The organism is Shewanella sp. Pdp11, from assembly GCF_002838165.1.
GTDB lineage: Bacteria > Pseudomonadota > Gammaproteobacteria > Enterobacterales > Shewanellaceae > Shewanella > Shewanella hafniensis.
This window is the reverse complement of the sequence record NZ_CP015194.1, coordinates 1165590-1187948: the sequence shown is the minus strand read 5'-3', so window position 1 is coordinate 1187948 and position 22359 is coordinate 1165590. Positions and strand designations below refer to the sequence as shown.

Annotated in this window: 20 protein-coding genes and 1 pseudogene; 15 read left to right on the top strand and 6 right to left on the bottom strand. The window is 46.7% G+C overall.

Annotation, left to right across the window (positions count from 1 at the left end; genetic code table 11):
• Nucleotides 1–112: 112 nt before the first annotated feature.
• Together AYJ58_RS05265 and AYJ58_RS05260 are read left to right on the top strand one after the other, a co-directional pair.
• Complete coding sequence (locus tag AYJ58_RS05265) at nucleotides 113–1651, top strand: tetratricopeptide repeat protein (RefSeq protein ID WP_106649273.1); 1539 nt, start codon at nucleotides 113–115, stop codon at nucleotides 1649–1651.
• A gap of 231 nt (nucleotides 1652–1882) precedes the next feature.
• The gene (locus AYJ58_RS05260) at nucleotides 1883–2212 is read left to right on the top strand and encodes a hypothetical protein (RefSeq protein WP_106649272.1); all 330 of its coding nucleotides are present in this window, start codon (nucleotides 1883–1885) and stop codon (nucleotides 2210–2212) included.
• A gap of 33 nt (nucleotides 2213–2245) precedes the next feature.
• Here AYJ58_RS05260 and AYJ58_RS05255 read toward each other — a convergent pair whose 3' ends face one another.
• The gene (locus AYJ58_RS05255) at nucleotides 2246–3085 is read right to left on the bottom strand and encodes a LysR family transcriptional regulator (protein WP_106649271.1); all 840 of its coding nucleotides are present in this window, start codon (nucleotides 3083–3085) and stop codon (nucleotides 2246–2248) included.
• Nucleotides 3086–3275: 190 nt separating this feature from the next.
• On the opposite strand from AYJ58_RS05255, the gene AYJ58_RS05250 reads away from it, so the two are divergent.
• The 5 genes from AYJ58_RS05250 to AYJ58_RS05230 all read left to right on the top strand — a co-directional run bounded on the left by AYJ58_RS05250 (nucleotide 3276) and on the right by AYJ58_RS05230 (nucleotide 9659).
• Nucleotides 3276–4007 (top strand): SDR family oxidoreductase, encoded by a 732-nt coding sequence (locus tag AYJ58_RS05250; RefSeq protein WP_106649270.1) that lies wholly within the window; start codon nucleotides 3276–3278, stop codon nucleotides 4005–4007.
• Between the two features lie 487 nt (nucleotides 4008–4494).
• The gene (locus AYJ58_RS05245; protein ID WP_006087070.1) at nucleotides 4495–4824 is read left to right on the top strand and encodes a cytochrome c; all 330 of its coding nucleotides are present in this window, start codon (nucleotides 4495–4497) and stop codon (nucleotides 4822–4824) included.
• 191 nt (nucleotides 4825–5015) lie between these two features.
• Complete coding sequence (locus AYJ58_RS05240; protein WP_106649269.1) at nucleotides 5016–6740, top strand: DUF3373 domain-containing protein; 1725 nt, start codon at nucleotides 5016–5018, stop codon at nucleotides 6738–6740.
• Between the two features lie 55 nt (nucleotides 6741–6795).
• On the top strand, nucleotides 6796–8184 hold the full coding sequence (locus AYJ58_RS05235; protein ID WP_106649268.1) for a tetrathionate reductase family octaheme c-type cytochrome: 1389 nt from the start codon (nucleotides 6796–6798) through the stop codon (nucleotides 8182–8184).
• 314 nt (nucleotides 8185–8498) lie between these two features.
• Nucleotides 8499–9659, top strand: a complete 1161-nt coding sequence (locus AYJ58_RS05230) for a putative sulfate/molybdate transporter (protein WP_106649267.1) — start codon at nucleotides 8499–8501, stop codon at nucleotides 9657–9659.
• A 225-nt stretch (nucleotides 9660–9884) separates the two neighbouring features.
• Here AYJ58_RS05230 and AYJ58_RS05225 read toward each other — a convergent pair.
• The 3 genes and pseudogenes from AYJ58_RS05225 to AYJ58_RS05215 form a co-directional block, all read right to left on the bottom strand.
• Nucleotides 9885–10127: pseudogene (locus AYJ58_RS05225) on the bottom strand (polysaccharide deacetylase family protein); the annotation flags it as partial.
• Complete coding sequence (locus AYJ58_RS05220) at nucleotides 10124–10762, bottom strand: ester cyclase (protein ID WP_106649266.1); 639 nt, start codon at nucleotides 10760–10762, stop codon at nucleotides 10124–10126. The pseudogene AYJ58_RS05225 and the gene AYJ58_RS05220, both read right to left, overlap by 4 nt.
• The gene (locus AYJ58_RS05215; RefSeq protein ID WP_106649265.1) at nucleotides 10762–11898 is read right to left on the bottom strand and encodes an alkene reductase; all 1137 of its coding nucleotides are present in this window, start codon (nucleotides 11896–11898) and stop codon (nucleotides 10762–10764) included. The genes AYJ58_RS05220 and AYJ58_RS05215 overlap by 1 nt, the downstream gene beginning before the upstream one ends.
• Nucleotides 11899–12009: 111 nt before the next feature.
• On the opposite strand from AYJ58_RS05215, the gene AYJ58_RS05210 reads away from it, so the two are divergent.
• Complete coding sequence (locus tag AYJ58_RS05210) at nucleotides 12010–12921, top strand: LysR family transcriptional regulator (RefSeq protein WP_106649264.1); 912 nt, start codon at nucleotides 12010–12012, stop codon at nucleotides 12919–12921.
• Nucleotides 12922–12971: 50 nt separating this feature from the next.
• On the opposite strand, the gene AYJ58_RS05205 is transcribed toward AYJ58_RS05210, so the two are convergent.
• Complete coding sequence (locus AYJ58_RS05205; protein ID WP_106649263.1) at nucleotides 12972–14783, bottom strand: sensor histidine kinase; 1812 nt, start codon at nucleotides 14781–14783, stop codon at nucleotides 12972–12974.
• A gap of 214 nt (nucleotides 14784–14997) precedes the next feature.
• On the opposite strand from AYJ58_RS05205, the gene AYJ58_RS05200 reads away from it, so the two are divergent.
• The 7 genes from AYJ58_RS05200 (at nucleotide 14998) to AYJ58_RS05170 (ending at nucleotide 20585) form a co-directional block, all read left to right on the top strand.
• Complete coding sequence (locus AYJ58_RS05200; protein WP_106649262.1) at nucleotides 14998–15600, top strand: response regulator transcription factor; 603 nt, start codon at nucleotides 14998–15000, stop codon at nucleotides 15598–15600.
• Nucleotides 15601–16014: 414 nt separating this feature from the next.
• The gene (locus AYJ58_RS05195) at nucleotides 16015–16290 is read left to right on the top strand and encodes a hypothetical protein (protein ID WP_106649261.1); all 276 of its coding nucleotides are present in this window, start codon (nucleotides 16015–16017) and stop codon (nucleotides 16288–16290) included.
• Between the two features lie 15 nt (nucleotides 16291–16305).
• Nucleotides 16306–16857, top strand: a complete 552-nt coding sequence (locus AYJ58_RS05190; protein WP_106649260.1) for a dihydrofolate reductase family protein — start codon at nucleotides 16306–16308, stop codon at nucleotides 16855–16857.
• A gap of 310 nt (nucleotides 16858–17167) precedes the next feature.
• Nucleotides 17168–17692 carry an ATP-dependent protease subunit HslV gene (gene hslV / locus AYJ58_RS05185; RefSeq protein WP_011918556.1) on the top strand — a complete coding sequence of 175 codons (525 nt, stop codon included), beginning with the start codon at nucleotides 17168–17170 and terminating at the stop codon, nucleotides 17690–17692.
• Nucleotides 17693–17711: 19 nt separating this feature from the next.
• Nucleotides 17712–19040: an ATP-dependent protease ATPase subunit HslU gene (hslU, locus tag AYJ58_RS05180; RefSeq protein WP_106649259.1), complete on the top strand. Its 1329-nt coding sequence runs from the start codon at nucleotides 17712–17714 to the stop codon at nucleotides 19038–19040.
• A gap of 196 nt (nucleotides 19041–19236) precedes the next feature.
• Nucleotides 19237–19623, top strand: a complete 387-nt coding sequence (locus tag AYJ58_RS05175) for a gamma-butyrobetaine hydroxylase-like domain-containing protein (RefSeq protein WP_063883307.1) — start codon at nucleotides 19237–19239, stop codon at nucleotides 19621–19623.
• 374 nt (nucleotides 19624–19997) lie between these two features.
• Complete coding sequence (locus AYJ58_RS05170) at nucleotides 19998–20585, top strand: DMP19 family protein (RefSeq protein WP_106649258.1); 588 nt, start codon at nucleotides 19998–20000, stop codon at nucleotides 20583–20585.
• Between the two features lie 485 nt (nucleotides 20586–21070).
• Here AYJ58_RS05170 and AYJ58_RS05165 read toward each other — a convergent pair whose 3' ends face one another.
• Nucleotides 21071–21439: a hypothetical protein gene (locus AYJ58_RS05165; protein WP_106649257.1), complete on the bottom strand. Its 369-nt coding sequence runs from the start codon at nucleotides 21437–21439 to the stop codon at nucleotides 21071–21073.
• Between the last annotated feature and the right edge of the window lie 920 nt (nucleotides 21440–22359).

Below are 22359 nucleotides of genomic sequence, written 5' to 3'. Positions count from 1 at the left end.
TGCTCATGGAGTTGACCGGCGTAGTCGGTCAGCCTAGCGCACATGGTAAACTTGCATTCTTGTAAAAATTTACGTTTACTATACTCCCAAATATCGATAGTGATGGACTACTATGTTGTTGATACTCATAATTATTGCTTTTATTGTACTGTTTATTTTTTTCGCTAAATATCAAAAAAAACAAGTGCAAGCTAAAGCACTTGCCGCAGGTGATCCTACTGCGCTACTCAATCATGGCTTAACACTGATTAACCAAGGCGAAGTCAACTCTGGCCTAGATTATATTCAGCAGGCAGTCGATAAAGGCTTAGCCGTTGCCGCCATTGCTATGGCAGAACTTTATTCGGGTCGATTCCCACAAGTTCCCGCCGATCCCAAGGCATCTAACGATTGGTATAAAAAAGCCGCCGAAATAGAGCCTCAATATTTACCCATGCTCACCCTACCTAATTTGCTCTCTTCTGAGTCGCAAACACTCGATGAGTTAATCGCACAGGCAGAACAGCTCAAACCTAATGCCGAAGCGGGGCAAGCCGAGTTTCAATATGAGCTTGCTTACTTGTATCTAAGCCAGCCCTTTCTCGATCCCGATGCTAGCCAAGCAATTTACTGGTTCGAAAAAGCCGCCGCACAAGAAAACCAAAGAGCCTATTACCATTTAGCCACACTCTACTGGCATGATGAGCGCGTCACTTCGGACTATATCAAAGCACGTGAATACTTTGAGAAATCCGCCGCCGCTAGTGATGAATTAGCAAAAGATGATCTAGGACATATGCTTGCTGCTGGCCAAGGTGGACCTAAAGATTTAGCGCGTGCAGAGGCATTACTTAGCGAGCGCGCCGCAGACGATGATTTCCGCCAGTATTATCTTGGTAAACGTTTCCTCTACGGTGAAGATTTTGCTGTCGACTATGACAAGGCGCGCCATTGGTTAAGCCAATCTGTCGCTAGAGGTAATGACTTCGCTAAGATTGAATTTGCTCATCTTTTACTGAAAGCGCCACAAAATGAAAGTGATTACCAACAGGCTAAAATTGACTTTGAAGAATTCGCACTTAAGTGGAATGAAGACGCACTGCTAGGCTTAGGCAAGATTTATGAGCAAGGTTTAGGCGTGAGTCGCCAACCGATTAAAGCGTTAATGTATTACCAGCTCGCGGCCATGAGCAATAGAGCCGATCATCTAAAAGAATTAGCCAGATTCAGTCAGCAACTAGGCACCTTAGAGATAAGAGAGGCCGAGCGTCTGCGTGACAGTTTCTTGCATCAGCATCCAATCCCCGCTGAGCAACAACAATATTTTTATTTCTATAAGGCTGAATCATTTTTAAGTGGTGAAAAACCCACTCAAGAGGCTCTACAAGCGGCAGAAGCTTGGTACGTCAAATCGGCAGAGCTAGGTCATGAAATTGCTATGCGGGAACTGGTCAATATTTACGGCGCAGAACAATTAAATAAACCTATACAAATGTTTATTTGGTCTAGTTTATTGCTACGTCATTTTGGTAAATACGGGATGAATAGCGCTCAACGACTCCATCAAAACACCGCAAAATCATGTTTAACAGAATCCGAACTTGCCTACGCCGAAACTCAAATTGAGGCCATTGAAACCCAATTAACGCCCTATCTTGAGTCGGATAGGTAAGTTTCCTAGCAGCGAATGAGCCCCAGAAAAGGTTTGGTCAGATTTAACAGGCCAAACCGTTTGGTTACAAAATAGAGTGAATTTATAATTACTTAAAAAGCACAGTGGATGTATAAGCACTACAATCAATTATTGACCAAACCTGCGCAGCTAAACGACTCAAAAATAAAAAATAGTCAGGTTAACTGCCCAGCCCTAAATTAAAACTGACCATTTTAATAGGCAAGATGTATGAGGCTGATACTGATCATTGTCATTTCATGCTTATTTCTGCCCCAAGCAAGGGCAGAAACCTCTGCCGTTGTCTGGCAAGCACATTGCCGCGATAGGCATCCTGTTATTTATGTCGAAAAGGAACTCAAACAGATGGCATACGTAGATATCAGCAAAAATGGCCGCTATTTCAGTATTCCGCTCATGTCGCCGCAGCATCAATATGCCAAGCAAGTTCACCAGATAGTCGACGACATGCGTACCTCAGGTGAAATTACTCAACTATTTAAATCCTACGGCGTCGAGCCTCCACTTAATCTCACTGAATCGCCCTTAGCAACTCACTAATCTGAATGCTGATAACCCAAAACTAACTTGGAATTAATTCGATCGAGCGGCTAAATGCCGTAACAAGGTCGCCAGTGTTGGCGCAACTGCCTGATGGGAGGGATAACACAAACCAATACGACGGAACATTCTCGGACCATCAAATTTCACTTGCTTGAGCCTAGGCTCATCTTCAATCAAACCATCGGGTAAAAAACTCACCCCAAATCCAGCCAACACCAGCGACATCACTAGAGATTTTGACTCGGCCTTAGCGACTAAATTGAGCGACATATTGCTGCACGCCAGTAAACCTATCGTCTGCTGATGAGCTTCACAGGGCGGACACTCAATAAAGTCAAAACCATTTAGCTGCTCGGGGCGTAGGCTATCTACTCGGGCGAGGGCATGCTCCTTGGGGACGCACAGCACATAATCTTCTTCCCACAGCGGGAAAAACACTTCATCTTCATGGCGTAAACTGTCGATAGTTAAACGACAATCTGCGGGGCTTTGGTAATCCACCAGCTCCAGATCTAGCTTCTCAATGGCTTGATTCACCTGCTGTAAAAATCCCGCCAAACGCCGCTGACTGAGATCTGGCATCACAGCCAAACGTAGCTTTTGTCGGCTCGACTTCGCCATAAACAGACCCGGCAATTTACTCGCCTCCTCGACTAATTTAACCGCCAAAGGATACAAATAATGAGCGCTATCTAAGGGTTTAACGCCTTTCTTACTACGTTCAAATAGCTGGCCGCCTAACTCTTCTTCCAACTGCTTTAAGCCAACTGACAGTGAAGGCTGGCTCACAAAGCAACGGTTAGCCGCTGCGGTGATATTGTTCTCTTCAAAAATTGCGATAAAGAAACGCAGCAAACGTAAATCAACCATTTTATCTTCTCCGACAACGGCAAATTAAGTACAAAATTCGATAATAGTGTCATAGGCTGAGCCTATCATATCCAGCTGGAATAAGTATTTTTCGGCTAAAAATCCCCAGCCTATACTGATTGCCAACTTAAAGACGCCGAACAACAGTTTGTTTACGGCTCAGATTGGCTTCAATTAATAGGAAATACTAATGAATCAAGTTACTAAATTACTGGTTGTCATCACGGGCGCTTCATCGGGTATTGGCGCCGCTATGGCCAAAAGTTTTAGCGCCGCAGGCCACCCACTGTTATTACTGGCACGCCGGGTTGAAGCAATGCAAGCGCTTGAATTACCTAACAGCCTCTCTATCAGCGTCGATGTCACCGACGCTGCAGCCATTAAAACCGCCATAACTCAAGCAGAAGCACAATTTGGCCCTGTTGGCTGTCTTATCAATAACGCGGGAATCATGCTACTGGGCCAAATCGATGTGCAAGATCCTAACGAATGGAGCCGCATGCTCAATATCAATGTGATGGGCGTGCTTAATGGCATTCATGCGGTATTAGCCGACATGAAAGCTCGCAAAACTGGCACTATCATTAATATCAGCTCAGTAGCGGGGCGTAAAACCTTTCCAAACCACGCTGCTTACTGCGCCACTAAATTTGCCGTGCACGCCTTAACAGAAAACATTCGTGAAGAAGTCGCCATGGATGACGTACGCCTTATCACTATCGCCCCAGGCGCAGTAGAAACTGAGTTGCTAAGTCACACCACCAGCGATGACATTAAAGCCGGTTACCATGACTGGAAAGAAGAAATGGGCGGCGTTATCGCGCCTGAAAACGTCGCCGCTGCCGCGCTGTTTGCATGGCAACAACCGCAAAATGTGTGCGTACGCGAAATCGTTTTAGCGCCAACACGCCAGCAGCCTTAATCCGTCTCGAGTCCGTATTCGCCTAGACTGTTTAGGCGAATACGGTTCAGAAACACTCATCAACCCAAGCCAAAAAACTAAAAATGTCAGGTCATGCTCTAGCATTTATAGCTTAGTGCCACATCCCGCCACCATCTCGCTAATTTTAAAATAGCTACTTTAGTTAATGCATATTTTACAAAGTGTTAGCTAAATCACAGTCGCTTTTGCGTGTTAAGTACCAAACACGACAGGTAAAATCGACATGGCTAATTTAGCTAAAAAATCAATCTATTGGTTTTACTGAAATAAAAATAGCGTAAACCGTGACAAACACAGTCAATTAGATTTTTATCAATGAATTTTTTATCAATTAGATTTTTTTAATGGAAGTGATACACCTCAAATTTACTCACTGTGGTTTTTGATAAATTTGTTCACAAGGCGGAATCAATAAAAACACTTCGCCAACAAAGTCATACAAATGGCCACAAAAGTAAGGAATGAGATGATGAAAACATTAACCAAGATAGCAATAGCAATGGCCGTAATAGGCAGCTTAGGTATCAATGCCTACGCAGCAGACGGTGGTAACCCAAAGAAAGGTAAACATTTATACAAAAAAGAATGTAAAGCCTGCCATAGCCAAGGTGGCGAAGGCGGTGAACTTACCCCTATGACCAAGACCATGAGCCAATGGGATCGCTTCTTTGATAAAGATAAGCACAAACTCAAACCAGAGGTATTCAACGGCTTCACAGAACAAGACCTCAAGGACATACAGCAATTTTTGTATGACCACGCCGCTGACTCCGACCAACCACAAACCTGCGGCTGATCTCTGCCCATTTAACGGCCTAAGGCAATGCTAGAAAGCAGCCCTGCAACTGCGACCTAAATCATTGACTTAAAAATTTAAAACCCAATGCGAGAAAAATGGGGAAACACCTCAGGGACTCCTATTGGGTAAATTTGGCGAAATGCTTCTTAGCGAGATAGCGCCAACAGAAAAACTCAGGGAGAAACCTTATGCGTACCCTTATTTCCATACTCGTTGCTAATGCCTTGTTTATGTCGGGCCAATCCCTTGCTGCACCGAACGATGTGCAAAATGAAACGCAAAAAATTACCGAACTTAAACAACAGCTTGCCGATATTACCGAGCAATTGGATGACCTTAATAATCGCGTAGATAAAACCGAGCGGCACACATCATTAGATCGTCTTGAAATTACAGGTGATTTCCGCACTAAAGCCCATTCATTGCATTACCAAGATGTGGTCTGGAGCCCAGCGATGAAGGTTAACTTCAACGACTTTGGCGCCAAAGCTATGTCGGGCGCCTTCGGCATGCCCAACGATCTAAATTCGCCACTTGGCAAAATGATGCAAGCCAATCCAGACCTTGCCGCCGCCTTCCAAAATGGCATGTTGCAGGGCGTGATGCCCTATGTGCTCGCCCCCAAAAGCGTGCAGGACATAGATAACGACATCTACTACACCACTCGACTGCGCCTCAACCTTAAGGCAAAAGTATGGGATAACGTCAGCTTTGCTGGCCGTCTCAGTATGTTCAAAAACTGGGGCGACTCCACAGGAGTGCAAGTGTTTGACTCTTGGCGATCTTTCACTATGGATGGTACCAGCAGCGGCAATACCAGTGGCGACTGGTTGCGGGTCGAACGCGCCTATTTTGACTGGAAAAAAATCAACGGCTCCGAGTTTTATCTCTCCATTGGCCGTCGCCCTTCCACCTATGGCCCACCAAGCCACTACCGTGAAAACGAGCTACGTGGCGGCACGCCTTCAGGCCATTTAGTTAACTTCAACTTCGATGGCGCCACCTTAGGTTATAACCTAGGGGAAATCACCGGGGTTGAAGGGCAAGTTGTCCGTTTTTGTTACGGCCAAGGCTTTGAATCACAATGGGGCAATGGCGAAATGTTTGGTGACATAGTCACTAAAGATACCCACCTAGGTGGTTTTAATATCGATGCCATCAACGATGGCACCAACTTCCTCCAGTTCACCCTGTTTGGCGCTAAAGATGTGAATGACGGCTTTAAAGGCACTATGGCCTTCCCGACCCAGCTGGCGGGCATTTTCGCTCCGACCATGTACCAAGATATGCAAAAGTTCGACAATTTTAACTTTGTTACCCGAGTACAACCCAGCGGTGTGATTGGTGACATGTACCTAGGCGGGATTGGCTTTGCGCGTGAAGAAGCAAACGATATTAAATGGTTTGCCTCACTCGGCTGGACTCGCGCCGAGCCCAATGGCAACGCAGGTATGTTTGGTGGCATGTTATCCGATGCTATCTTCGAGGCTGAGTTAAATAGCACTGGTACAGAGATCATCATGGTGCCTAAAACCAGTGACGATAGTGATACCAAAGACGGTTACGGCATTTATGTCGGCGTACAAATTCCTGCACCCTACGGCAAGTTTGGTCTGGAATATAACTATGGTTCTAAATATTGGACACCCTTCACCCAAGCCCAAGACGACCCTATCGGTAGCAAACTTGCCACCCGTGGTCATGTGGCCGAAGCCTATTATATCTTTGATATCAATCCAAAAATGTTTATCAAATTGGCTGGGCTTTACTACGACTATGAATATACAGGTAGCGGTACACCTGTGGGTGCTCCACAAAAAATCGACGATGTGCTAGCTGGCTCTGCTTATTCCATGTTGCCAGTGGTCGATACCGCCTTCGACATGAACGCCTCACTCACCATCAACTTCTAATCCGTCATTGATAACAACGATCAGCCCTCGGTTACATCGAGGGCGGGAGTACAAAATGAATAAGCTCATCCTCATTGCCTTAGCGGGCATGACATTAAATGCCTACGCCGCTAATCCCCATAAAGAGGCACTTAAAGGCCCGTTTACCACAGGCTCACAGGTGACCACACAATGTTTAGTCTGCCATGAAAATCAAGCGACTGACGTGATGAAAACCTCCCACTGGACTTGGGAGTTAGAACAAAAACTTCCCGATAGGACAGTCGTAAGAGGTAAGAAAAACAGCATTAATAACTTCTGCGTTGCCATTTCCAGCAATGAACCCCGCTGTACCAGTTGTCACGCGGGTTATGGTTGGAAAGACAGTAACTTTGACTTTAAAGATAAAACCAAAGTCGACTGCCTAGTTTGTCACGACACTACAGGAACTTATGTTAAAGATCCCGCTGGCGCAGGTGAACCTATGGCAAAGCTCGATCTGACTAAAATAGCTCAAAACGTTGGCGAACCTGTACGGGATAACTGCGGTAGTTGCCACTTCTATGGTGGCGGTGGTGACGCGGTAAAACATGGGGACTTAGACTCATCCATGTCTTATCCAGACAAAGCGACGGATGTGCATATGGATAGCGACGGTAATGACTTTCAATGTCAGAACTGCCACACCACTGAGAAACACATGATCTCAGGTAATGCTATGGGGGTTTCACCCGGTGGTGTCGACCATATTGGCTGTGAAAACTGCCACGAATCAGCGCCGCACGCGAACAAAAAACTCAATACTCATACAGCGGCAGTTGCCTGTCAAACCTGTCATATTCCGTATTTTGCTAAAAACGAACCGACAAAAATGCGCTGGGACTGGTCAACCGCAGGCGAGGATAAACCAGAAGCCGTTGACCAATACGGCAAACATACCTACCAAAAGAAAAAAGGAGATTTTGTTTGGGAAAAAATGGTCAAACCCCAATACGCTTGGTATAACGGTACAGCCAATGCGTACATGACTGGCGACAAAATGGACCCGAATGCCATCACAAAACTCACCTACCCCATAGGCGATATAAATGATGCCAAAGCAAAAATCTATCCTTTCAAGGTGCACACGGGTAAACAGATTTACGATAAAAAACTCAATATTTTTATCACACCGAAAACCTATGGCAAAGGGGGATTCTGGAGCGAGTTTGATTGGAACTTAGCGGCAAAACTAGGAATGGAAGCGAACACGACTATGCTTGAGAAAGGTATCAAATACAGTGGTGAATATGACTTTGCAGCCACTGAAATGTGGTGGCGGATAAACCATATGGTGTCACCCAAGGAGCAAGCATTAAATTGTAACGACTGCCATAACAAAGGCTCAAGACTCGATTGGCAAGCCCTAGGTTATCAAGGTGACCCGGTGAAAAATAAACAAGGGCCAAAACACAAACAGCCTTGATTAAATCGTTCACTGATTTGAGCATCACAGATATCTTACTTTTAGTAAGGCATCGAAGTGAACACAGCTGATGAACCAAATCGAGTTCCCAGTAATACCCTTTGAGATCTTAGTGTTCACTAAGATCTCTCTTTTATTATCTTGTTACTCTCACCCCAAAAAGACAATTAGACTCAGCCATTCTTCGGCCTTGCCCCAGTTTGTCTCATTGAGTGACTCAATACGGTAGTTTGACTCTGTTTACCCCCCAAATCATCTGATTTTTATGGCATTTATTTTGCGTAGTCATAGCGTGTTCAATTACGGCAATCAGTATGACCTCGGGCAAAATTTCCCAAACAGTATCCAATCCTTCATTCAACCGTTTACTCGGTGAAACCAGTGGCGCTTTTGCCGACTTAGGCACTTTTTTGCCTTTGGTGTTGGGGCTGATTGCCCTCAATCAATTTTCGCCCCAAGGGATATTTTTGGGCTTTGGGCTATTCGCTATCTTAAGCGCGCTGTTTTACCGCCGCCCGATTCCGGTGCAACCGATGAAGGTCATCGCTGCACTAGTCATAGCCCAAGGCTTAACCCCTGGTATGTTGCAAGCGAGCGCCATGTTGATGGGTATTATCCTGTTAATTCTGGCTTTTAGCGGCGCCATTACTTGGTTAGCAAAACAGTTATCCCAAGCAGTAAGTGTTGGCATTCAACTCGCCATAGGTCTGCAACTGATGTGGATGGGCACTAAGATGATGAGTGAATTTTGGCTGGTTGGCGTGGGGGCATTTGTACTGTTATTTATCAGTAAATTTTTGCCGCTGCGTTACCTTGCCATGCCCTTAGTCATAGCAGCGGGGATGATTTGGCAAGCAAGTACACAAACTAGTTTAGCCACTAACTTTGATATTCAAGCAATGACAGCGCCATTTCAATTAGCGTGGCCGACGTCTGTTGAATGGACTTCCGCCGCCCTTTTATTGGTTTTGCCACAACTGGCTCTCACCTTAACCAATGCGGTCATTGCCACCTCTGTAATGGCACAGGAGAAATTTCCTGAAGATGCCGCCAAACTCACGCCCAAAAACTTCGCCATTAGCTCAGGTCTTGCCAACTTATTGCTCGCGCCCTTTGGTGCCTCGGCCATGTGCCACGGTGCGGGCGGACTTGCGGTGCAATACCATTTTGGCGCCCGCACTTATCTGGCGCCGTTAATTTTTGGCAGCACGTGCTTAATGATAGCCCTGTGCTGGGGGACTAATATCGCTTGGCTATTAAGCCTTATTCCTATGGCAATCCTCGGCAGTTTACTGACCACTGCGGGGCTGCAACTGGCGTGGTCGAAACGCTTAATCGATGGTAAACCCTTCTGTATCTTTGTGATTTTATCAACCGCTGTGACTTGCCTCGCCATCAACGCCGCTGCGGGACTTGCCGTGGGGATCATTCTGGAGCAAGGTCGCCGCACTTGGGCCATGTTAGCCATGCGTTAATCGCTTCCGACCCGCAGTAATAAGGTTCCCAAAATCAAACAGCGCGTTATACAACGCGCTTTTTGTTAACCATTCAAACCTCTTCTAACAAAGCTACAGCAGGCTAAAATGTTCTTGCAGGATTGGTCGGTGTGTCCTTTTGCGCCAGCGCCCATTTAGCAATGGCATCTTTACGCATAAAGCCAACGCTGTCGTGACCTTTCACGTACTGGATAAACTTATCTAAGGCGGAAATGGCCCTTCGGCATTTTTATCTTGGGCACCTGCTTCAAACTGCATTGAGATTGAAATCACTAACTGCTCACCACTTGGCCAAAATATTTTGTTCATACCACTGCCGCCTGAACTTTTGGAGTCATTTTCTAAGGTATCTAATGAGGGTAAACCAATAGCCAGCGCCGTTTGGCTTAGGCCGAACCCCGCAGCGATGGCGCCACCAGCCATTAAAAATCGTCGACGTTGATTCATGATTGAGTCCCTGCAGCTAATTGAGAAAATAGCGTTTGATAATCTTCGAGGTGCCAGTTATCTGTGATAAAACCATCCCGTACTCGATACATGTCAACAGCACGAAAATCGATTTTCTGCCCTTGGCCTTTTTGCTCACCAAAGACACCAGTGAAGCGGCCATTAAAACGCAGCCGTACCACTGCACGATCGCCAACGACTAGCAAATGCTCAACTGAAACAGAGAGATCGGGGACCGCTGCCCTAAATGCCTTTGAGGCTTCGAGTGGACCCGTGATCCCCTGTGCGCGGCCAGCGGGCAGAGTACGGTCGATAAACCCTGTCGCTAACGCACTATAGGCAAAACGTGCATCCCCCGTGTGCCAAAAACTGGCATACAACAAGGCCGCGCGGGCGATAGCTTGTGCCTGCGGTGATTCATCAGAAATCGTTTCCATTGCCGCCACTTTTGGCACTAACGCCGCTGATAGTTTAGTGATTTCTGGGGTCGCGCCGACTTGGTCGGCCATCGCATCCATGCTCAGACTTGCTAAGCTAAAACCCACAATAGCGATACCTATAAAGCCTGAAAACCATAGACTTAAACGAAGCCAAGCGGGTAAGCGCTGAACATACAAAGTGTTAACCCGATCCATTATGCCACCTCAGCGTCAGCGGATCGGATGACGGCTCTCAATGCTTCGTTGTGTGTAAGATAATCGGTATACCCCGCTGCACTACCACCAAACAAGGGCCCTTTGTCGAATGCAGATAAAGGCAATTGATGCATTAAACGGTAAGGCAAATCAGGATTGGCAATAAAAGGTCGACCGAAGGCAACTAAGTCCGCATAACCGTTATCAATCACGTCATTGGCACGCGCCACATCATAGCGACCCGCAACAATAATGCTGCCCTTAAAGACGTTACGCAGCTCGACTCTAAAGGATTCTGGCACCTTGGGCGCATCGTCCCAATCCGCCTCTGAAAGGTGTACATATGCCACGCCCAATGCCGATAAATGCTTAGCCGCTAACAGAATAGTGTCTACAATTTCAGGACACGCCATATCTTTAAACGTCACGTAAGGGGCGAGGCGAACCCCGACTTTATTGGCACCAATTTTCGCACTCACGGCTTGGACAATTTCGAGTAAAAAACGAATGCGATTTTCCTGAGAACCGCCGTAGGCATCGGTTCTGTGGTTTGAATTGGTGCGTAAAAACTGGTCAATCAGATAACCATTGCCGCCGTGAATTTCGATGCCATCAAAACCCGCCGCAACCGCATTCACTGCCGCCTGTGCAAAATCGGCCACAACGCGGTCGATATCCGCTTGCACCATAGCCCTAGGTTCTGGGCAATCCACCATTTGTCCTTCAGGATGGGCTTCATCCACAATCCATACTTTAGTGCCAACGGGCGCAATGGCCGATGGCGCAATCGGGGCATTACCCTGCTGAAAAATCGGGTGTGATACCCGGCCAACATGCCAGATTTGATTGAAGATTTTACCGCCAGCCTGATGCACTGCCGCAGTGACTTTTTCCCAGCCCTCAATTTGCTCAGCGGTATACACGCCCGGCGTAAATGAATAGCCTTGGCTGTCATCGGAGATTTGTGTCGCTTCTGTGATGATTAGCCCCGCCGAGGCGCGCTGGGCATAATATTGCGCCATCAGGTCATTAGGAATATTGCCTGGCTGCATGGTACGCGCCCGAGTCATCGGGGCCATCACAATACGATTGTTTAGCGCCAGTGACGCTAATTTGTAAGACATGAATAAACTCATACACACTCCGAACCAGAAATTAAGATGAAATATCAGTGGTGCAATTGTGCATTAGTTAATCTATGTTGATAATTAGGCTATTATTAAAATCATTTTCAAAAATAATTTGATATGTATCATCTAAACGATCTGCAATTAGCGCTGCGTATCGCAGCCCTAGAGAGCCTCTCGGCAGCCAGTAAAGAAATCGGCATGACGCCGGCAGCGGCAAGTGCCGCGCTGCAAAGATTAGAGAAAAAGCTAGGATGTCAGCTATTTGCTCGCTCAACGCGGCGCTTACAGCTCACAGAAGAAGGGCGGATCTTTCTCGATTCGGCGAAACCTGCACTGGCGATTCTCGAAACCGCCAGCGCCAATTTAGCCGAACACAGGGGTGAGCTTAAGGGCGAAGTACGCCTCGCGTTACCTTCGGATATTGGTCGCAGCCAGATCCGTGCTTGGCTCGATGAATTAATGGACATCGCCCCAGAACTGACAGTGCAGCTGTATTTTGGCGATCATATGACAGACTTAATCGACCATAATATCCATTTGGCTTTGCGCTATGGTCAACTTGACGACTCAAACCTTAAAAGGCGTCAGCTCGCCATGACCCCAAGAGTACTGGTCGCCTCACCCGCTTATCTGGCACAACACGGCACACCAAGCACACTAAATGAACTCAGCCAACATGCTGTGCTGATTTTAAATCGCGGCGGTGAGCCGTGGCAGAAATGGAAATTCAGCCATAACGGCGCGCCCGTTGAAATCGAAGTCAAGGGTAAACGTTTTTGTAACGATGGCGCAGTGATCCGCGACTGGGCAATCGAAGGCCGTGGAATTGCCTATAAGAGTTGGTTCGATGTGGCGCAAGATGTGACCGAAGGCAGACTCCACTTAGTGCTAGCCGATAAAATAGCCCCGCCGATCCCGCTGCAATTGGTATACCTACAAACCGATTATCCCAGCCATAAGATCCGTCGCACCATAGAGTTTTTAGTAGAAAAGCTCAGCCAGTTCGCCCAAAACTATCCACTGCCCTAATGGCATTAATCTGCAGCTAAGTGGAACTATGCATATATGGACTATGCACATTAGCCTTTAGGTAAGACCACAGTGACCACACAGCCCTGTTGCCACGGCAATAAAGCTTGCGTGGATTGCTGACAGTTTTCGATTTGAATGCTGCCATGGTGGCGACTGACCACATCCTTACAGATGGCTAAGCCAAGCCCTAATCCCGCATCTTTGGTTGAGGCGAATGATGCCATTAACTCACTCGCCTGCCCCTGTAACCCTTCGCCATTATCAATCACTAATACTTTGATTTCATGCGGTTGAAAATAGATATCGATCCATAATTGTCGCGCGCGGTTATCGCCGCAGGTTTCTAACGCATCTAAGCTATTTTTCACGAGATTGACCCACATTTGACTTAAGCCAACGCTATCGCCCACCAGTTCAAAGGGCTCACCCTGCACTCGCACATTCACTTGCACATTCGCTCGGTCTAACTCACGCCGCAGTAAAGCTAGCGCCTCCTTCACCACCAGTACGATATCTAACGGTTCTGTCTTGGCCTGACGCCGTTTGAGTAAACCGCGAATACGGTGCACAACCGCACCCGCACGAATCGACTGCGCATTAATTTTACCCAGTACATCATAGAGTTCGGGATTATCTTGCCCAAGCCTTTCCAATTGCAGCATGGCGCCTTCGCTGTATTGGGTAATTGCCGCTATGGGTTGATTGAGTTCGTGCGCAAGACCTGCGCCAATTTCCCCCAAAATTGCCGCACTTTGCAGCCGCTCAAGCTGCAATGCCTTGTCCTTTAATTGGCGCTCAGTGCTGACTAAAAACTCACTTTTCTGGCGAAACTTATATTCAAGCCACAGGTGATAAATGGTGGAAATAATGAAAATTAACAACAGTGCACCACCCCACTCTTTATTTTTTGCCATCCATTTATATACGGTTTGATAGAGTGGCGGCGATGCACCTTGCAGTTGCAATTCCTTAAATAACTCAATCACTTTCAACTGACTCACGGGTGCAGTCCAGCCCAAGGTATCGGCGGTAATTGCTGCAATATGATCGGCGGGTAAATCGAATAAGGCGCGGGTAATTTGCATGGTGATCCGTGGCGAAACCGTATCCGCCGCAGCGAATGACCAGTTGGGGTATAACTGAGTGCTGACCTCGCAATCATATCCTGCAGGCGTTGCAGGATGGATCACCCGATAATCGGCCTGATTAACGAGGCCAGTTTCGATCATTTCTTCTAAGGTACAAAAAGGCGCGATGGCGGCGTCGGCACTGCCGTCGCGTACTTGATAAATAAGCGGTTCTAACGGGAATCCGAGAAAGCGTACTTGCCCAAAAAACTGTTCGGGTAAAAAGCCCATTTTATGCAGTAACCCCATAGCCGCCTGATACCCGCCTAATGCCTGCGGATCACTGGCGACCACATTGCGTCCGCGCAAATCCTGCAGGGTGCGGATAGGGCTATCGGCGCGAACAATAATAGTCGCGCCTATGGTAAAAGTGCTGCCCTGATGCTTACGGCTCTTCATCGTCGCGAGCCAAGACAGCGGGAAATTATTGCTTAGATGCAGATATTGCCCAGGATTAGTGACGATAAACTGCAAATCATGCTCAAGTAACTGGCTACGCATGCCATTAAAATCCACTGGCACGACTTCAAAATGACTATTAGGCACTTGCTCAGTCAGGTAATCCATCATAGGTTGCCAACGCTGCTTGGCTTGTAACACACCATGATTTGCCAACACTCCGACTCTAAAGTGGTTCACCTGCGGCACGTCATCGGCATAGGACTGACTGAGCCCAATGACACTTAGGCATAATCCCATCACTACCGCTTTACACCAAGAGTCCGTCGCCATCGCCGCTATTACCTTGCCTTATATGCTATTAAACGACTTTAACTCGCAGATAAAAATCAAGCTGTGAAATGCCGCCAAACTCTGGTTTCTGCCCTAAGATAATCGGCTAATTTAGTGATGCACCTCCCAAGAGCTAGGCTTAAAATTGAGCCAAGCACAGACGCGGCTTAAGCTGATATGGCGATCCCGCACCCACATGCCCATAAGGAAATCCATGTTTACAAAATTGCCACTGTATTTAGTCGATGACGATGATGCGATTCTGGATTCGCTGGGTTTTATGCTTGGGCAATTTGGTTACCAAGTGCAAACCTTCAACAGCGGCCGCGACTTCCTTGCGCAATGTGCATTATCACAGGCGGGCTGCGTGATTTTAGATAGTCGAATGCCAGAAATCACCGGCCAAGAAGTGCAGCAAAAACTGATCGAAACCCACAGCCCGCTAAGCGTGATATTTCTCACTGGCCACGGCGATTTACCTATGGCACTCAGCGCCTTTCGTAAGGGAGCCTGCGACTTTTTTCAAAAACCCGTATCGGGTAAAGCATTAGTACAAGCGATAGAAAAAGCACAGCGTGAAAGCCAAGCGGCCTTCGAACAACAAAGTCTGCAGCATAAATTTGACCAACTGACAGAACGCGAACAACAAGTGTTAGCCAATGTGATCCAAGGCATGACCAATAAGCAAATCTCGGAGGCGATGTTTTTATCCCTACGCACGATTGAAGTACACCGCGCCAAAATCATGAAAAAACTCGAAGTGAACAATATGGCAGAGCTAGTGCAGCACTTAGGCAATCTACATTCAGTCTTATAAGTCAGTGACCCATAGTCGCTAAACAATCGCGACGCCTTCTCGCCACGCATAAGGATTTAACCGTTAAACCCTTTTTACCCAGACCATTCAAGATACCGTAACTACACAGTTTTCATTCTACCTGCGACAAGCTGTCGCAGTTTGTGCATTTGGCTTTGTTAAATATCGTATCAGCCCGCACAATCACGCCATAGGTTCCTTCCTTTGTGCCCCGCAGGCGCTCAAGAAATCCACTGCTTTTTGAACCTCCACCCGAGGGTAGCTATGCCCTCGGGGATTTTTTCTCCCACCCGCGAATGCCTTACTCCGAGATAACAACCAAAGTGGAAATGAAACGATCCAGTTCTCGCTCAGCCTGCAAAGCAGTTATATACTTTCCAACCGTCTCAAATAACAAGAATCATGGAAGAGCGAATGTTCAAACCTTTAATATTACTCAGCTTTAGCACTTTAGCCCTAAGCTGTATGACTGGCTGCGTTGGGCCGCTTAATGCAAAATGTGATACAAATTCCCCCTACAGCAAACAAGAATGCAATGCAGCCGACGCCGCAGTTTATGTTGCAGCCGCCATATTAGAAGGCCCAGATAAAGGTCAAACGTGTAACGATATGTCGGGCAAAGCAAAACAAGACTGCCTCGCTCAGCAACAAGCCCTGAAAGAATCACTAGAGAAACACGCGCGAAAATAGCATTAAGGAAGATGAATGAAAGCCTCCGTTTTTATTGCCGCGACCCTCGACGGTTATATCGCAACGCCCGATGGGGATATCGACTTTTTAAATCAACATCCCAGTACTAATCCCGATGAAGACTTTGGTTATCATGCCTTTATCGACACTGTCGATGCGATTGTAATGGGACGAAAAAGCTTTGAAAAAGTCCTCTCCTTCGATTGTGATTGGCCCTATGTAAATATCCCAGTATTTGTATTAAGTCGCAGCGGCGTAACAGTACCGTCGGCGTTAAGTGAGCACGTACAAGTGCTAAATGGCGATGCGGCAAGCATTAGCGAACAACTCAAAACCCGTGGCTTCAAACATCTCTATATCGATGGTGGCCAAACAATCCAAGGCTTTTTAGCGGCGGGGCTAATTCAGGAACTCACGCTCACTCGTATCCCCACTTTACTGGGTAAAGGCATTCCCCTCTTTAGTGACGTCCCCCAAGCCATACTATTAATGCCCATCCACACACAGCAATACGACAATGGCTATGTACAAACCCGCTACCGCGTCATAGACGAAACCGCTTTATAAGTCGTTTACCTACGGCCGATGACATTGAAGGGTAAGGTAATGACTTGTTATTTGACCCTTTTTTTGTCGCTCAAAGCGTCAAAATCACCATAATTTAAACTGTTTAATATGCTGCGTATAATGACCGAACCTAAATAGGTCGATCCACACTTTCCCAATAAGCGCTTATTTTTATTGCTAAAGGAGCGCGAAAGTTCGCAAACTCCTTTGGCTTTTCTCGCTATAACTTGAATTATTGTCATCTATCCCCATATCTACTGCATCATCCACCGCATGATTTGTCATTGCGGGCCAGAGAAGAGGATTTATTGTGACCACTATCGTATCAGTACGCCGTAATAATCAAGTTGTCATCGCCGGCGATGGCCAAGTCTCCCTAGGCAATACCGTGATGAAAGGTAACGCCAAAAAAGTGCGTCGCTTATATCACAACAAGGTACTGGCAGGTTTTGCAGGCGGCACCGCCGATGCATTCACCCTATTCGAGCGTTTCGAAGCCAAACTCGAAATGCACCAAGGCCATTTACTGCGCTCGGCCGTTGAGCTTGCCAAAGATTGGCGTACCGATCGTATGCTACGAAAACTCGAAGCCATGCTCGTTGTTGCGGATGCCGAAGCCTCGCTGATCATCACAGGTAACGGTGATGTCGTACAGCCAGAATATGACTTAGTTGCCATAGGTTCAGGCGGCAATTATGCCCAAGCTGCGGCGCTCGCCCTACTGCAAAATACCGAATTGTCTGCGCTAGAAATTGCTGAAAAGTCCTTAACAATTGCGGGCGACATTTGCGTATTTACCAATCAATTCAAAACGATTGAAGAACTCAATTACTAAACAGCCCGTGAGGAATATTATGTCTGAAATGACCCCCCGTGAGATTGTCCACGAGCTGGATGCACATATTATTGGTCAACAAAAGGCCAAACGTTCTGTCGCCGTCGCCCTGCGTAATCGCTGGCGCCGCATGCAACTGGACGCCGACTTCCGTCAAGAAGTCACCCCAAAAAACATCCTGATGATTGGCCCAACAGGCGTGGGTAAGACTGAAATTGCCCGCCGTTTAGCAAAGCTCGCCAACGCGCCTTTTATCAAAGTTGAAGCCACTAAGTTCACCGAAGTGGGTTATGTCGGTAAAGAAGTCGAGCAAATCATCCGTGACTTAACCGACATCGCCATCAAGCTGACCCGTGAACAGCAAATGGGTAAATGCCGTCAACGCGCCGAAGAACACGCCGAAGAGCGCATTCTTGATGCCTTGCTGCCTAAGCCTAAAAATGACTGGGAAAGCACAGAAACCGATTCCAGTTCAAACACCCGTCAAGTGTTCCGCAAAAAACTGCGCGAAGGTCAATTAGACGATAAAGAAATCGATATCGATGTGGCACAGCCACAAATCGGCGTCGAAATCATGTCGCCACCCGGCATGGAAGAAATGACCAACCAGCTGCAAAGCCTGTTTAAAAACATGGGCCAAGCACCGGCAAAACGTCGCAAGATGAAAATCAAAGAAGCGTTCAAGCTGTTGATCGAAGAAGAAGCGGCAAAACTGGTCAATCAGGAAGATTTAAAAGAGCAAGCCATTGAATTGGTTGAGCAACACGGCATAGTGTTCCTCGACGAGATCGACAAAATCTGTAAGCGCGGCGAAACCTCTGGCCCAGACGTTTCCCGTGAAGGCGTACAGCGCGATTTACTGCCGTTAGTCGAAGGCTGCACTGTGACCACCAAACACGGCATGGTGAAAACCGACCATATTCTGTTTATCGCCTCAGGTGCATTCCAGATGTCGAAACCGTCGGATTTAATCCCTGAATTACAGGGCCGTTTACCGATCCGTGTTGAGTTAGATGCGCTCTCAGCCAATGATTTTAAACGCATTTTGACCGAGCCACACGCCTCGCTCACCGAGCAATATATCGCGCTGATGAACACAGAAGGCGTGAAAGTTGAATTCAGCGAATCGGGTATCGACAGCATTGCAAAAGCCGCATGGCAAGTGAATGAGCGCACCGAAAACATCGGCGCCCGTCGTTTACACACTGTGATGGAAAAGCTGATGGAAGATATCTCCTACGAGGCATCGGAAAAATCAGGCTCCGCCTTTGTTATCGACGCCGACTATGTCAGCGCCCATTTAGATAACTTAGTCAAAGACGAAGACTTAAGCCGCTTTATCCTCTAGTGAAAACCCGCTCACCGCCAAGCCCAACGACTTGGCGGTGAACGGCGACTCACAATGCAAAAGTGTGACTTAAACGAAAAGCCTGACCAAGGCTCTCGCTTACCCTTTGTATCCTTGGCCGCGAGTGGTTACATTAGTCAGGTGTTACTTTAATAAGTCGTTATCCTATCCTTAGCATTTTCTTGGTAGCCAACCTATGACCACAGCAACGCCCAATGTCACCGATCTTAAACTGAAACGTAAATCGCGCATTCTAGAAATCAGTTTCGATAATGGTGAGCAATATCAGCTCAGCTGCGAGATGCTCAGAGTCTACTCGCCCTCAGCCGAAGTGCATGGTCACGGCAATCCCAAGCTGGTCACCCACAAGAAAAACGTCAACATCAGCGCCATAGAACCTGTCGGTAATTACGCCGTAAAAATCGTCTTCGATGACGGCCACGACACAGGCCTATTCTCGTGGAAAGTACTCTACGATCTCGCCACCCACCAAGTGGATCTATGGGAAAAATACCTCGCCCGCCTACGCGCCGAAAAAGCCTCACGCGAACCGCTGATTGCGATGAATATAAAGTACAACTAATCGAATTAAAGTCGTGGGGCTTCACCCCACACCCGACCAAGGAGGACTGCTCGTCCTATCCTCCTTGGATGCTCCAAGACGCCCCCAACGGAGTTGAAAGCCCCTTGTGCTCATCGCCAAATTTGCTATCGCTTCCGAAGGATGCGTCCCTGCACCTGCGAAAGCTAGCTTGCCATCCATGGCAAGACTCACGCAATTTGTCTATTCGCCCTGCGGCAACTCCGAGGGGATGTGTATTCTGTGACTTCGGCGTAAGCTGTTAATACCAAGAGCCATCAACATTGTAAAATTTAACAATGGGTGCTCGATAAATTCCATGGGTAGTTTGTGAATCTGTTACTTCTCTTGCTGACCTGAGTATCTAAGGAAAGATAATGTCGGAAAAAGTCCCCTGCACAGCCTGCCAAACCTTAATCATGCCCAGCACCGCCGAGCGAAACGCAGGCTTATGTATGCCCTGCAAAAATGGCAATCGTGAAAATATCGAACAGGCAAAAGCCTATTACCAAAAGGAGCGGGAATTAGATAAAACCTGCCCTTTTAGAGCCCTGTGGCGAGATATAGTGGTGACAGTTCACGACAGTAAGCAGGGCTTCCACACGCTAAGCGAAGCTGCGCAATACTATTACGCCGTCAATTGTCTCTCTGGCGAAGTCTATAACGGCGGCTTTATCCAATATTTCGATAACTCATCTGGCGAGCATTATGCTGTTGCCGAGCGCGGCCTTGAGCAAATTGGCGCTTTGCACTCGTTAGCCCTATTACAACAGGCTAAACAGGCAGTATTTGGTGACCATCCAGTCCCTACCGACAGAGACCAACGCCTCTACGCAACCGATAATCCAGTAGCCGAAGCCCGACTCAATCAACTCGATGATGAGTTTTATAAAGATTTGGATAATCTTGATATCAAGCTAGAGAGCTATGCAATACAAACTGGATTGGTTAACGCAATCGAATGATTGCGGGTTTATTGTGAGTACTTTACGCAAGTAATTTAGCGATACTTTTCAGTAGTCTTTATAAGTTTAAAGTCGTGGGGCTTCACCCCACACCCGACCAAGAGGGGATCAACAGCAATTCTCTCTTGGATCTCCCTTGCCGCCCCTAGCGAAGTTACATACATTAGAGACTGGCCTTGGTCTTATGGATAAATTGCTATCGCTTCCGAAGGATGCGTCCCTGCACCTGCGAAAGCTAGCTCGCCATCCATGACCGGACTCACACAATTTATTCCAACGCCCTGCAGCAACTTCGCAGGGTATGGCGTACTCTGCAGCCACAGAGGCGAAACAAAATATAGAGATCTATTTAGAGTATGTGCTCACAAGCAATTTCAAAGCATGCAAATCAACTCCGAGTATATAGATCTTAAATCGATATTAGACAAAATCTTAATAGAGAATAAATATGCATGCTCTGACTATTTGGTTGTTCGACAAGCTAGCTATTTAACTCTAGAGTTTTTAATAATTTTGTAGCACGAAACACCTGTGGCAACCAATGCGCCTATTAGTGTAGCTTTTAGATCCGCAGCTAATGTGGCGAATGTGGCAGCATTGGTTAACCAGCTATTATTCTCACTCGAAAACTTACCTTCTCTTGCAATCACTTCTGATATAAGAACATTGAGCTGTTCTTCATTTAAAGAATCAACTGGTATACCTAGCTTCCCAAGCGCGTTCAAACCTGCTTCATTTCCTTCTAACTGTATACGAGGGCAATTTCTAGCTTTGATAAATTGTTGAGAGGTTGTTTTGTTATTTCTCAAGACTGCATCATCGCAATCCTCTAAATCAAACATTGGTCCTGTCATATTGCAAATCTCATTGATATGGGTTGTAATCAAAGGCCCTCAAATATAAGAGGGTATAATAAAAGCTGCTATTATCTCCAGTTGAAAGAGCTAAAGAAGATGAACTATGTACCAATCCATGAGTACAATCTTGCGCTTTTAAATCTCTCAAATTTTTACCCTTCATGCCTGTAGTACAGTTACCAAAGTCAACTCGACTAAGTGTAAGGCAATCAGAATTTTCAGCGTCAATACCTACATCGAAGCCACTTATTCCTATATTGATAAACGAACAATTACTGCTATTAACAATTTTAATCGCGCAAGACATGCATAGCCCCATTAAAAATTCTTCCTATCAACACTATGGGGAAAACAATCTGAATAAACAAGGTATCTTAAAAAGTATAATACGCACAGTTAGCTTCGATTTTAATAACGTGAACACAATACCAAAACTGAAGGGATATACTTCCCCTGCGAAGTTGCTGAAGGGCGTTGAAGAAAATAGCGTGACGCAGACAGGACGTCTGCGTAGCTTTCGGGGAAGGGGCGAATGAAAATCGGTGATTTTCGAGCTTATGAGCGAGAGGCAGGGACTGCCGAACTGGAGTGCTTTACATGGATGTAAAGCGGACCCATCGGAAGCGTGAGCTATTTTCGAATAAGCACGAAGCCACTAACCAATGCATGTAACTTCGCTAGGGACGCCGGGGGTTTTCCAAAAGGGGAACAGGCGCTTTTCCCCTTTTGGTCGGGTGTGGGGTGAAGCCCCACGACTTTGCTTTAAAATAATTTAACCTGATTAGGTATTCAAAGAAGTTAAGCAATCCCAAATCACAACTATAAAAACGTCCCCCCTGTAAAGCTACCTTCAGATTGATCCCAATCCCCCATTTAACCGTAACCTTAAATTGAAAATTGTCATTCAACGAGTCCAC

Excerpts from the sequence above, each read along its gene's own strand:
- AYJ58_RS05265 (WP_106649273.1), top strand. The coding sequence starts at position 113 with ATGTTGTTGATACTCATAATTATTGCTTTTATTGTACTGTTTATTTTT.
- AYJ58_RS05260 (WP_106649272.1), top strand. The coding sequence starts at position 1,883 with ATGAGGCTGATACTGATCATTGTCATTTCATGCTTATTTCTGCCCCAA.
- AYJ58_RS05255 (WP_106649271.1), bottom strand. The coding sequence starts at position 3,085 with ATGGTTGATTTACGTTTGCTGCGTTTCTTTATCGCAATTTTTGAAGAG.
- AYJ58_RS05250 (WP_106649270.1), top strand. The coding sequence starts at position 3,276 with ATGAATCAAGTTACTAAATTACTGGTTGTCATCACGGGCGCTTCATCG.
- AYJ58_RS05245 (WP_006087070.1), top strand. The coding sequence starts at position 4,495 with ATGATGAAAACATTAACCAAGATAGCAATAGCAATGGCCGTAATAGGC.
- AYJ58_RS05240 (WP_106649269.1), top strand. The coding sequence starts at position 5,016 with ATGCGTACCCTTATTTCCATACTCGTTGCTAATGCCTTGTTTATGTCG.
- AYJ58_RS05235 (WP_106649268.1), top strand. The coding sequence starts at position 6,796 with ATGAATAAGCTCATCCTCATTGCCTTAGCGGGCATGACATTAAATGCC.
- AYJ58_RS05230 (WP_106649267.1), top strand. The coding sequence starts at position 8,499 with ATGACCTCGGGCAAAATTTCCCAAACAGTATCCAATCCTTCATTCAAC.
- AYJ58_RS05220 (WP_106649266.1), bottom strand. The coding sequence starts at position 10,762 with ATGGATCGGGTTAACACTTTGTATGTTCAGCGCTTACCCGCTTGGCTT.
- AYJ58_RS05215 (WP_106649265.1), bottom strand. The coding sequence starts at position 11,898 with ATGAGTTTATTCATGTCTTACAAATTAGCGTCACTGGCGCTAAACAAT.
- AYJ58_RS05210 (WP_106649264.1), top strand. The coding sequence starts at position 12,010 with ATGTATCATCTAAACGATCTGCAATTAGCGCTGCGTATCGCAGCCCTA.
- AYJ58_RS05205 (WP_106649263.1), bottom strand. The coding sequence starts at position 14,783 with ATGGCGACGGACTCTTGGTGTAAAGCGGTAGTGATGGGATTATGCCTA.
- AYJ58_RS05200 (WP_106649262.1), top strand. The coding sequence starts at position 14,998 with ATGTTTACAAAATTGCCACTGTATTTAGTCGATGACGATGATGCGATT.
- AYJ58_RS05195 (WP_106649261.1), top strand. The coding sequence starts at position 16,015 with ATGTTCAAACCTTTAATATTACTCAGCTTTAGCACTTTAGCCCTAAGC.
- AYJ58_RS05190 (WP_106649260.1), top strand. The coding sequence starts at position 16,306 with ATGAAAGCCTCCGTTTTTATTGCCGCGACCCTCGACGGTTATATCGCA.
- hslU (WP_106649259.1), top strand. The coding sequence starts at position 17,712 with ATGTCTGAAATGACCCCCCGTGAGATTGTCCACGAGCTGGATGCACAT.
- AYJ58_RS05175 (WP_063883307.1), top strand. The coding sequence starts at position 19,237 with ATGACCACAGCAACGCCCAATGTCACCGATCTTAAACTGAAACGTAAA.
- AYJ58_RS05170 (WP_106649258.1), top strand. The coding sequence starts at position 19,998 with ATGTCGGAAAAAGTCCCCTGCACAGCCTGCCAAACCTTAATCATGCCC.
- AYJ58_RS05165 (WP_106649257.1), bottom strand. The coding sequence starts at position 21,439 with ATGACAGGACCAATGTTTGATTTAGAGGATTGCGATGATGCAGTCTTG.